The following is an 11,115-nucleotide window of genomic DNA, read 5'->3' as shown; positions in this document are numbered from 1 at the left end:
CACTGTCGGATTACGGGCATACCGAGCCTAGGCGAGGTACCGAGTGTTGGGGCGAAGCGTTTTTGGTTACTTTTGGCGCTCTTCCAAAAGTGACCCGCTGTAAGAGCGGAACCATAAGCGGCCGTTACCGCAGCAACGGATATGTACTCTCGGCCAGTTGCAAAAAAACATTACCAATACGAATAAATCATCAATCAAATAATGAAATCCAAGAATATTAGCTTATACCCAAATAGCATTATATTTTTAAAATCCATTCCGTTATGTTTGAACTCAACAGCCTACCCCTGACCTCGGATGGTACCAATCTAGATTCGGATTCTGCGCTGACACCCCCGCAGCAGAATCGTTGGAAGGGAGTTCAACGCATGTTGCCAATTCAAACCTCGCCCCACACCTAGCTTCCCAAATCGCCCGACACCCCAAAAAAAACCGAGCACCGCGCCCGCCCGCGTGACTGCCCGACTCCGCGATTTGGAAACGCAGGAATACCTATGAAGCGAGCCCTACAACCCACCGCCGCACTGGCCCTGGCCCTCCTGGCCAACACCGCCCAAGCCCAGGACGACAGCACCCTGTCCACCGTAGTGGTCACCGGCAACCGCGGCGCCGAGCAACGCACCGTCACCAGCAGCCCGGTGCCGATCGATGTGGTCAGCGCCAAGCAATTACAGAACACCGGCAAGCCCGGCCTCATGGAAGCCCTGAGCGCCGTGATCCCGTCGCTGACCCTGCCGGAAAAAACCGGCTGGGACGCCAGCGGCATCGCCCGCGCCCCGAACCTGCGGGGTCTGAGCGCCGCCGAAGTGCTGGTGCTGGTCAACGGCAAGCGCCGTCACACCGCGGCCACCCTGAATATCAATGGCATCAACACCGGTGCAGCCCCGGCCGACCTGGACCTGATCCCCATCAGCGCCATCGACCACGTGGAAGTCCTGCGCGACGGCGCCGCCGCGCAATATGGCTCCGACGCTATCGCCGGGGTGATCAACGTGATCCTCAAGGCCGACACCAGCGGCACTTCGGTGACCAACGTCGGCCAGGGGTATGACGGCAAGAAACAGACCGTGCAACAAAGCCTCAACAAGGGGTTCGAGATCGGCAACGGCGGCATTGTCCAACTGGCCCTGGACGCCCGCAGCCAGAATGACGACAACAAGGCCAGCGCCAACGGATACACCTACGCACAAGCCTACGAGCAAGCCGGGCGCTCGACGTATGGCGGCTACGGCACGCCCAAGACCAACCTGCTGACCCTGGGCTACAACGCCGAGCTGCCGATCGACGACAGCTTCAGCCTGTACTCCTTCACCACCTATTCACGCCGCAAGGCCGAGCAGGGCCAGAACTTCCGTCTGCCGACCATCACTAACACCATCACCACCGGGCCGAACGGTTACCCCGGTGGCTACACGCCGACCTGGTTCATTGATGAAGACGATTTCCAGGCAGCATTCGGCGGTAAAGGCACGGTAGGCGAGTGGGACTGGGACTTGTCCACCACCTATGGGCGCAACGACGCGGAGCAGGGCACCACCCACAACCAGAACCCATCGCTGGGCGAGGCCACGCCGAATCACTTCACCTCTGGCACCTGGATTTCCACCGAGCTGACCACCAACCTCGACTTCAAGCGCGGCTTCGATATCGGCCTGCAAAAGCCGTTGGACCTGAGCGTCGGTTTCGAACATCGGCGCGACACCTACGAGGTGCAGGCCGGCGACTATGAGTCCTATGCCAACGGCGGTTACTGCGTGGCGCCGGGCAATTGCGCGTCGTCGGGCGCGCAGGTCACCAACGGTATTTCGCCGGATGAAGAAAGCAGCGCTTCACGCAACAGCCTGGCCAGCTATGTCGATGTGGGCTTCAACCCGGTGCCGGACTGGTACGTCGGCACGGCGTTCCGCTATGAGCACTACAACCAGGGCGTCGGCGCTACCCGCAGCGGCAAGTTGACCACCCGCTATGACTTCAACCCGCAATTCGCCGTGCGCGCCACGGTGAGCAACGGCTTCCGCGCGCCGTCTTTGGCCAACAGCCTGTTCAGTGCGCGGTCGACCACCTATGGCGTGGTCGACGGCGTGTATCAGTCGATCAACTATGGCGTGTTGCCCGTGGGGTCCGGTGCCGCACAGGCGCTCGGTGCCCAGGAGTTGAAGCCGGAGCGCTCGACCAACTTCAGCCTCGGTTTCACCCTCACACCGACTGATCGCTTGAGCTTCACCGCCGATGCCTACGTGATCAACCTGCGCGATCGCATCACCCTCACCGGCACCTTGCTCGGCCCCGAGATCACCCAGGTGCTGCAAGGCAATGGCATTAACTCCACCTCCGGCGGCCAATATTTTATCAACGGCGCCGACACCCGCACCAAAGGCCTGGACCTGGTCAGCAACTACAGCCAGGACCTCGGCCAGTATGGTGCGGTGAAGTGGACGGCCGCGTTCAACTGGAACCAGACGCGAATCCTCAACTACAAGGAGTCCACCAATATCCTGGGCACCTCCTACGAGTTGATGAACCGCGAGGCGCGCAACCTGATCACCGGCGTGCAGCCCAGCACCAAGCTGATCCTCGGTGGCGACTGGAGCATCGACCGCTTCAACGTGAACCTGGCCCTGACCCGCTACGGCTCCTACAAAGAAGTCAACTCGTCAGCCAATCGCGACCTGGACCGTATCTACGCCGCCAAGTGGATCACCGACCTCGACCTTGGCTACAACCTCACCAAAGACCTGAACATCGCTGTCGGCGCCAAGAACCTGTTCGACATCTACCCCAAGAAACAAGGGGTGCCGAGCAGCACCATGGTCAGCAGCTATGGCGTCTATTCGCCCTACGGTTTTACCGGCGGGTACTACTACACCCGCTTGACCTATGCCTTCTGAGGCTGAGGAATTCACCATGCCCATCGTCGCCAAATCCTATGACCTGATTGACTCGCCCAGCCCGGTGCGCCAGGCCCGTGTCTCCACGCCGATCAAGGCCCTGCACGTGGTGCCCGCGCGGCACCCCTGGCGCTGGGCCGGGTCGATCTTCGCAGCGCTGGTGCTGCTGGCCATCGTGCATTCCCTGGCCACCAACCCGCGCTGGGAATGGGGCGTGTTCGGCCAGTGGTTTTTCTCGCCGTCGGTGCTGCGCGGGCTGGGGCAGACGCTGCTGCTGACGCTGCTCAGCACGGTGTTCAGCATCATTCTCGGCACGGCGCTGGCGTTGGCGCGGCTGTCGGGCTCACCGCTGTTGGCGGCGTTGGCCTGGGGCTATATCTGGTTCTTCCGCTCGATGCCGGCGCTGTTGGTGCTGATCATCCTCTACAACTTTGCCTACCTGTATGACCACATCGTCCTCGGCGTGCCGTTCACCTCAGTGGTGTTCGCTGAGTGGTCCACCGTGGACGTGCTCAGCCAGTTCACCGTGGCCGTATTGGGCTTGAGCTTGATGCAGGCGGCGTACGCGGCGGAGATCATTCGCGGCGGGCTGATCGGTGTCGACGCCGGCCAGCATGAAGCCGCTGCGGCGTTGGGTTTACCGGCCTCGCGACGGATTTTCCGGATCATCCTGCCCCAGGCGCTGCGTTCGATCCTGCCGTCGGGCTTCAATGAAATCATCGGCCTGGTCAAGGGCACCTCGATTGTCTACGTGCTGGCCTTGCCCGAGCTGTTCTATACCGTGCAGGTCATCTACAACCGTACCCAGGCGGTGATCCCGCTGCTCATCGTGGCGACGGTCTGGTACTTGATCATCACCACCGTGCTGACCAGCGCGCAGTACTACGTCGAGCGCCATTTTGCACGTGGCACGGCACGGGTGCTGCCGCCCACGCCGTTGCAACGCATACGCCGCTGGGTCAAGGAGAAAACCCATGAGTGAAGCTCGCGCCGGTCGCATCCAGATCCAGGGCGTGGGCAAGCGCTTTGGCAATCAGCAGGTATTGAAAGACATCGACCTGACCATCGACCCCGGCAAGGTCACGGTGATCCTCGGGCCGTCCGGCTCGGGCAAGTCGACCTTGCTGCGCACCATCAACCATCTGGAGAAGATCGACAGCGGGCATATCACCATTGACGGTGAATACGTTGGCTATCGGCGCAAGGGGGACCTGCTCTACGAGCTGAAAGAACGCGAGATTCTCAAGCGCCGTATCGACGTGGGTTTTGTGTTCCAGAACTTCAACCTGTTCCCGCACCTCACCGCCTGGGAGAACGTCGCTGAGGCGCCCCTGGCCCACAAACGCTGGAGCAAGGCCCAAGCCCAGACCAAGGCGGCCGAGCTGCTGGCTAAGGTCGGCCTGGCGGACAAGGTCGATGCCTACCCGCGCCAGCTCTCCGGCGGCCAGCAACAGCGTGTGGCCATCGCCCGCGCCTTGGCGCTGGACCCCAAAGTGCTGCTGTTCGATGAACCCACCTCGGCCCTCGACCCGGAGCTGGTGGGCGAAGTGCTCGACGTGATCAAGGGCCTGACCCAGCTGGGCGTGACCCTGGTGATCGTCACCCACGAAATCGGCTTTGCCCGTGAAGTGGCCGACCACGTGGTGTTCCTCTGCGACGGCCAGTTGATCGAAGAAGGCCCGCCTGAACAGATTTTCCGCCAACCCCGACATCCCCGCACTGTGGCCTTTCTCGGCAAGGTGCTTTAGTTCAAGGAGTGACTGCCCATGCTTATCTCTACCGCTCGTATCGCCCTGTTGACGCTGGCCGTCAGCACTGCGCAAAGCGCATTCGCCGTGCAGCAGGTCGACCTCAGCCCCGACCGCCCGCGCATTCATGTACCGCGTAACGAAGCGGCCATCGCGCAGATCCCGCCGGGCTTCAAGTTTGCCCAGCCGGGCAAGTTCACCGTGGCCGTGTCCGGTGTGGCCGGGCCGCCGCTGGCGCTGCTGGCCAATGACGACAAGACCACCATCGGCAGCGAGGCCGATACGGCGCAGTTGGTCGCCGACAGCCTGGGCCTGCAACTCAACGTGGTGCAGACCAGCTGGGAAGACTGGCCCCTGGGCGTCAGCTCGGGCAAGTACGACGCGGTGATCAGCAACGTTACGGTGACCGAGGCGCGCAAGAAGCGTTTCGACTTCGCGACTTATCGCCAGGACGTGCTCGGGTTCTATGTGAAGAACACCAGCAAGATCAGCGCGATCAAGCAGGCCGAGGACATTGCCGGGTTGAAGATCATCGTCGGCTCCGGCACCAACCAGGAAAAGGTCCTGCTGGCCTGGAACGACGCCAATGAAAAAGCCGGGCTCAAGCCGGCGCTGTTGCAATACTTCGACGACCAGGCCGCCGCGCAACTGGCGGTGCAATCCGGGCGCAGCGATGCGCTGTTCGGGCCCAACTCGGTGTACGCCTATTCGGCGGCAATCACCGGCGGTATCAAGCTTGTCGGCACGGTCAATGGTGGCTGGCCTTTGAAAGCGGATATCGCGGTGACCACACGCAAGGACAACGGCCTGGTCAAGCCGATCCACACCGCCCTGGAAGGCGCGATTGCTGGCGGTCAATACGAACAGGTGCTGCAACGCTGGGGCCTGGATATCGAGCGCGTCGACACGTCGCTGATCAACCCACCGGGCCTGCCGGATTAAGGAGCATCGAACATGGGACTGACACGACGTGAAGCGCTGTCGAGCATTGCGGCGGTAGGCGGCGAACAGGCCGTCAAGGAGGCACTGGCGGCATTGGGGCTGGGCCCTTCGTCACACCGCCGCCCGCAACCGTTGAAACTCAAGGCGGGCCTGGGGCAGGGCACCCGCGTGCTGGTGTTGGGTGCTGGCATCGCGGGGCTGGTGACGGCCCTGGAGCTGACCCGCGCCGGGTTCGAGGTACAAGTGCTGGAGGCGCGTGACCGCGTGGGTGGCCGCACTTGGACCATTCGCAATGGCGATCGTGTGGATTACAAGGACGGCCGCACGCAAACCGCAACGTTCGAGCAGGGGCACTACTTCAACGCCGGGCCGGCGCGGATTCCCAGCCAGCACCGCACTATTCTCGACTATTGCAGCGAGCTGGGCGTGCCGCTGGAAGTGCTGGTCAACAGCAGCCATGGCGCCCAGGTACGGCCGGATGTGAGCAAGCCGGCCTTCACGGTGGGCCAGGCCATCAACGATGCACGGGGGCAGGTGTCCGGCTTGCTGGCCAAGGCGGTACAGCGCGATGCCCTCGATGATGTGTTGAGCGCTGAGGAGCGCACGCGGCTGTTGGCGTTCCTGCAGGTGTATGGCGACCTGTCACAGGAGTTGGCCTTCGAGGGCACGATACGCTCAGGGCACCTGGAGTCGCCTGCGCATCCCGGCGCGTTGCCCGACAGTCGTAGCCCGTTATCACTCGATCAACTGCTGCACCCGGAGTTGTGGGGCGCGTTACTGCACACGGAATTCCCGGAGTTCTCCGCCACCATGTTCCAACCGGTCGGTGGTATGGACCGCATCACGGATGCCTTCTACCAGCGTGTTCGGGGCCACGTGCAACTGGGCGCCCAGGTGCGACAGATCCGTCAGTTGGAAGACGGCGTAGCGGTGACGTACCACGACAAGCTCAGCGGTCGCGAACAGGTGGTGCGCGCCGATTACCTGATCTCGACCCTGCCGCTGCCGCTGCTGGCCAAGCTCGACACCGACTTCAGCGACCCGATCAAGGCCGCCTTGCTCAGCACCCGCAGCGACCAGGCGACCAAAGTGGCGTGGCAGTCACCGCGATTCTGGGAAACTGACTACCGCACCTACGGTGGCCTGTCGTGGATCGAACACCCGGCACGCCTGCTGTGGTACCCGAGCAATGACCTCAATACCCGCGAAGGCTTGCTGGTAGCGGGCTACGTGACCGGCGAGGGCGCCGACGTATTTGGTGCGCAACCCTTCGACCAGCAGTACGCCACCTCGAAAGAAGCCGTGGAACTGTTGCACCCCGGTTATTCCAAACACTTGCGCAACCCGCTGGCGGTGTCCTGGGAACAGATCCCCTACAGCGAAGGCCCGTGGCTGCAACGCGAACACTTCCCGGCCGACGCCAGCGCCTTGCTCGAAGCCGGCCACGGCCGTGTGTATTTCGCCGGCGACGGCCTGGTGCAAAGCGGCGTGGGCATCTGGCAGGAATCGGCGGCCAACTCGGCGCGCCATGTGGTCGGGCAACTGGCTGAGCGGGTTATCCAACAACGCTGTATCGCGGCTGCGGCCGCTTCCTAGGCCAAATGCGCTCTTGTGGCGAGCGGGCTAGTTGTGGCGAGCGGGCTTGCCCCGCGTTGGAGTGCGTAGCGCTCCCAATCCAGGCGCTGCGGTGTGACAGATAAACCCAGTCGGCAGGTTCTGGGGCCGCTTCGCGCCCCAACGCGGGGCAAGCCCGCTCGCCACAACAAGCCCGCTCACCACAGAGGGTGTTGGCGGTTTTAAATGCATCATTAAGGAGAAACATCATGAGCGACAGCATTCAACGTACCAGCGTCGGCGATTTCCCGATCTCGCAGACCGTCACCGTACCGGCTTCCGCCAGCCTGATCTTTGTCAGCGGCACCTTGCCTGATCTGCACGATGCAAACGCCCCGGCGGGCACGCCGGCCGCCTATGGCACGACCGAAGTGCAGACGGTGTCGGTGTTCAACAAACTGCGCAAGATCCTGCGCCAGCAAGACCTGGACCTGGGCGATATCGTGCAGTTGCGGGTGTTCCTGGTAGGGGCCGAAGAGACGGGCGGCAAGCTGGATTTCGCTGGCTTGCAGGCGGGCTATACGCAGTTCTTTGGCACGCCTGAGCAACCGAACAAGCCGGCGCGTACGGCGTTGCAAGTGGTGGCGCTGCCGCTACCCGGCGCGTTGATTGAAGTTGAGGCGGTCGCTGCGCGTACGGCGTAGGACTTGCTCTTGCTCTGAGAAAAATCCCACAACTAGGTGGGATTTTTCATTCTTCCAGCCCGTATTTTTCCTCCTAGGATGGCGCGATCGCTTGAACACAAGCGATACGGCAGGGCCGCTCCCATCGCCCGGCAGCCGTAAGAACATGCTTAGGAGTCAACACATGAAGATGACCAGTGTGAGCCAACGCCTGCGCCGCTCGGCCTGGGCCGTGATTGTCGCCGGGGTACTGGCAGGCTGTGCCACGCCGCAGCCGCCGGCGGTAAAGATCTCCCTGGCCCGTGATGCGGTGGGGCGCGCCTTGGCGGCGCAAGCCACCCAGTTCGCACCGCTGGAAATGAAAACCGCCCAGGACAAGCTGGCGCGCATGGACCAGGCCATCGGTGAAATGAAGTACGTCGAGGTGGACGCCCTGGCCGACCAGATCGAAGCCGATGCCAGCCTGGCCGAAGCCAAGGCCAATGCCGTGCGTAAACAACAGGTCTTGAAGCAGGCGCGAGAGGGCATTCAGGTGCTCAAGCAGGAAATGCTCAACGCCCCCGCGACTACCCACTGAGGATCCAGCCATGCGTGCCATTTTTTTCATCCCTGTGCTTTCGGCCCTGAGCCTGGCGTTTGCCGGTTGCGCCACGCCGCCGGAGAACCCGCAATTGCTGCAAGCGCGCAGCCAATTTTCCAGCCTGCAGCAGAAGCCGGAATCCAACACCCTGGCGGCGGTTGAAACCCGTATCGCTTCCAACGCGCTGGACCGCGCCAACCAGGTATCGTTGCACGACCGTACCGACCCACAGCTCGACCAGCTCGCCTATCTTGCCACGCAAAAAATCGCCCTGGCGGAGCAGACCATCGTCGGCCGCAAGACCGATGCCCAGCTCGACAACATCGCGGTCGACCGTACCCAGGTGCAGCTCGACGTGCGCACCGCGCAGCTCAAGGCCTTGCAGGCGATGAAAGCCCAGCCGACCGAGCGTGGCCAGGTCATCACCTTTGGCGACGTGCTGTTCGACACCGGCAAGGCCGATTTGAAGGCAGGCAGCCAGCGGGACTTCCAGGGGCTGGCGACCTTCCTGGTGCAGAACCCGGAGCGTCAGGTGCGGGTAGAGGGTTTCACTGACAGCGTGGGGGGCGATGCCTACAACCAGAGCCTGTCCGAGCGCCGTGCCCAAGCGGTCGCGCGTGGTTTGCAACGACTCGGCGTGGGGATCGAGCGGATTGCCGTCATTGGCTACGGCAAGCAGTTCCCGGTGGCCGATAACCAGAGCGCACAGTCACGGCAGTTGAATCGTCGCGTGGAAGTGATCGTGTCCAACGACGCTTCGGCGGTCAGCGCACGTCGCTGAGCCTGACAGATCGTTATGCAGTACTCGGATAACGGTGTTTGTTAGAGATCATTAATTTTAATAATTAGCATAGATCTACAAAGCCTTTCACAAGCCCTGCCTACGGGCATTAAGGTCATTCTCCACAGGCCACCGCGGCCATCCACGGAGGAATACCTTGATGCCCACCTCACCTCGGCAACTCAAATTCGGCGCCATTCTCACCGGCGTCGGCACCGCACAAAACGAATGGTTGCACCCACAAATCCCTGGCGATGCGAGTGTGGATATCGACTGGTACCGCGCCCAGGCACAACAGGCAGAAGCGGCCAAGTTCGACCTGGTGTTCATCGTCGACAGCCCTTACATCACGCCGGATTCCGCGCCGCATTTTCTCAACCGCCTGGAGCCCTTGACGCTGCTCTCGGCCATCGCCGGGGCGACCTCGAAAATCGGCCTGGTGGCGACGCTCACGACCTCCTATACCGAACCCTTCAACGTGGCGCGGCAATTCGCGTCCCTGGACCACATCAGCGGCGGCCGCGCCGGTTGGAACGTGGTCACCACCGGCTTGGAAGGTGCGGCGGGAAACTTTGGCCGCGAGCAACATATCGACCACACCGAGCGCTATCGCCGCGCGGCCGAACACCTGGACGTGGTGCAGGGGCTGTGGGACTCGTATGAAGACGACGCCTTTGTGCGCGACAAGCAAGCCAAAGTGTTCCTCGACCCGCAGCGCCAGCACCGCCTCGATCACCACGGCGAGTTTTTCTCGGTCACCGGGCCGCTGAATATTGCCCGTTCGGCCCAGGGTCAACCGGTGATTTTCCAGGCGGGAATTTCTGAATCCGGGCGCAGCCTGGCGGCGAATTATGCCGAAGGGATTTTCGCTGGCGTGGGCAATTTCGAAGATGCCCAGGCGTACTACAGCGACATCAAAAAGCGTACCGCCGCCGCTGGGCGTAACCCTGACCACGTCACCATCCTGCCGGGTATTTCACCGATCATTGCGGATACCGATGAACAGGCGCAGGCCATTGATCGTGAACGCAATGGCGAGCTGGATCTTGGCAAGGCGCTGGTGCAGTTGGGGCGGCCGTTCAATTACCACGACTTTAGCCAGTACCCACTGGATGAGCCGTTTCCGGAGTTGGGCGACTTGGGGAGTAACGGGTATCGCGGTCATGCGGAGAACATCAAGCAGGTTGCTCGTGAACAGGGGCTGACGTTGCGCCAGGCGGCGTTGCGCTTTGCCAAGCCGTTTTCCAGTTTCGTCGGCTCGCCCAAGACCGTGGCGGATGAGATCGAGCGTTGGTTTGTGGAGGGTGCGGTGGATGGGTTCAATATCCACGTGGGCGCGCCGGAGGATTTTGCGCGGTTTACCGATCAGGTATTGCCGTTGTTGCGCGAGCGGGGGTTGTTTCGCAGTGAGTACAGTCACAGCACATTGCGGGGGCATTTGGGGTTGCCGGTGCCGGTGAATCGGTATGCGGTGGGGCGGGTGGCTTAGGGGGTGGTGGTGTGGTGTACATATCCATTGCTGCGGTAATGGCGGCTTAGGGTTCCGCCCTTACGGCGGGTCACTTTTGGCAAACGCCGGAATGCCGGCCCAGCCCAAAGTAACCAAAAGGTCTTTGCCCCAACACTCGGCACCTTGCCTAGGCTCGGTGTGCCCGAACGCAGGCTTGAATCCGTGGGCCGCCGCGCTGGGCCAACCTTGGCCCAGCGTGGCTAACCCGGCGTCCTGCCGGGTTACCCACGGATTCAAGCCTGCGTTCGGCCAGCGTGTTTGACGGGGCGCCTCAGATCAAAAGCAAAAGCGCGGCGGCCTGGTAGCCGACCGGTTTCTGGAGGCCGGTCTCAGTTTCAAATGTGGGAGCGGGCTTGCTCGCGAAGGCGGCGTGTCAGCGATTACATCTCTGACTGATCCACCGCTTTCGCGAGCAAGCCCGCTCCCACA

At 62.2% G+C, this 11,115-nt stretch carries 9 protein-coding genes; all 9 read left to right on the top strand.

The features are described from left to right. Positions 1-494: 494 nt before the first annotated feature. Positions 495-2,888 (top strand): TonB-dependent receptor plug domain-containing protein, encoded by a 2,394-nt coding sequence (locus tag ACP7BX_RS30785; RefSeq protein ID WP_426161309.1) that lies wholly within the window; start codon positions 495-497, stop codon positions 2,886-2,888. A 16-nt stretch (positions 2,889-2,904) separates the two neighbouring features. Then, positions 2,905-3,870, top strand: a complete 966-nt coding sequence (locus tag ACP7BX_RS30780) for an amino acid ABC transporter permease (RefSeq protein WP_426161053.1) — start codon at positions 2,905-2,907, stop codon at positions 3,868-3,870. Next, positions 3,863-4,636 carry an amino acid ABC transporter ATP-binding protein gene (locus tag ACP7BX_RS30775; protein ID WP_177112982.1) on the top strand — a complete coding sequence of 258 codons (774 nt, stop codon included), beginning with the start codon at positions 3,863-3,865 and terminating at the stop codon, positions 4,634-4,636. Before ACP7BX_RS30780 ends, ACP7BX_RS30775 begins: the two co-directional genes overlap by 8 nt. Before the next feature lie 18 nt (positions 4,637-4,654). Next, the gene (locus tag ACP7BX_RS30770) at positions 4,655-5,578 is read left to right on the top strand and encodes an ABC transporter substrate-binding protein (protein ID WP_426161052.1); all 924 of its coding nucleotides are present in this window, start codon (positions 4,655-4,657) and stop codon (positions 5,576-5,578) included. Between the two features lie 12 nt (positions 5,579-5,590). Then, the gene (locus ACP7BX_RS30765; protein ID WP_426161051.1) at positions 5,591-7,174 is read left to right on the top strand and encodes a flavin monoamine oxidase family protein; all 1,584 of its coding nucleotides are present in this window, start codon (positions 5,591-5,593) and stop codon (positions 7,172-7,174) included. Between the two features lie 227 nt (positions 7,175-7,401). Further along, complete coding sequence (locus ACP7BX_RS30760) at positions 7,402-7,836, top strand: RidA family protein (protein ID WP_426161050.1); 435 nt, start codon at positions 7,402-7,404, stop codon at positions 7,834-7,836. A 163-nt stretch (positions 7,837-7,999) separates the two neighbouring features. Further along, positions 8,000-8,392 carry a DUF4398 domain-containing protein gene (locus tag ACP7BX_RS30755; RefSeq protein ID WP_033900064.1) on the top strand — a complete coding sequence of 131 codons (393 nt, stop codon included), beginning with the start codon at positions 8,000-8,002 and terminating at the stop codon, positions 8,390-8,392. A gap of 10 nt (positions 8,393-8,402) precedes the next feature. Further along, positions 8,403-9,176, top strand: a complete 774-nt coding sequence (locus tag ACP7BX_RS30750) for an OmpA family protein (RefSeq protein ID WP_426161048.1) — start codon at positions 8,403-8,405, stop codon at positions 9,174-9,176. A gap of 160 nt (positions 9,177-9,336) precedes the next feature. Then, the gene (locus tag ACP7BX_RS30745; RefSeq protein WP_033900067.1) at positions 9,337-10,665 is read left to right on the top strand and encodes an LLM class flavin-dependent oxidoreductase; all 1,329 of its coding nucleotides are present in this window, start codon (positions 9,337-9,339) and stop codon (positions 10,663-10,665) included. Positions 10,666-11,115: the final 450 nt, after the last annotated feature.

The organism is Pseudomonas sp. DWP3-1-3b3 (assembly GCF_049896305.1).
GTDB classification, from domain to species: domain Bacteria; phylum Pseudomonadota; class Gammaproteobacteria; order Pseudomonadales; family Pseudomonadaceae; genus Aquipseudomonas; species Aquipseudomonas azotoformans_A.
Note: the sequence above shows the minus strand (reverse complement) of the source record. Positions and strands in the feature narration are given on the sequence as shown.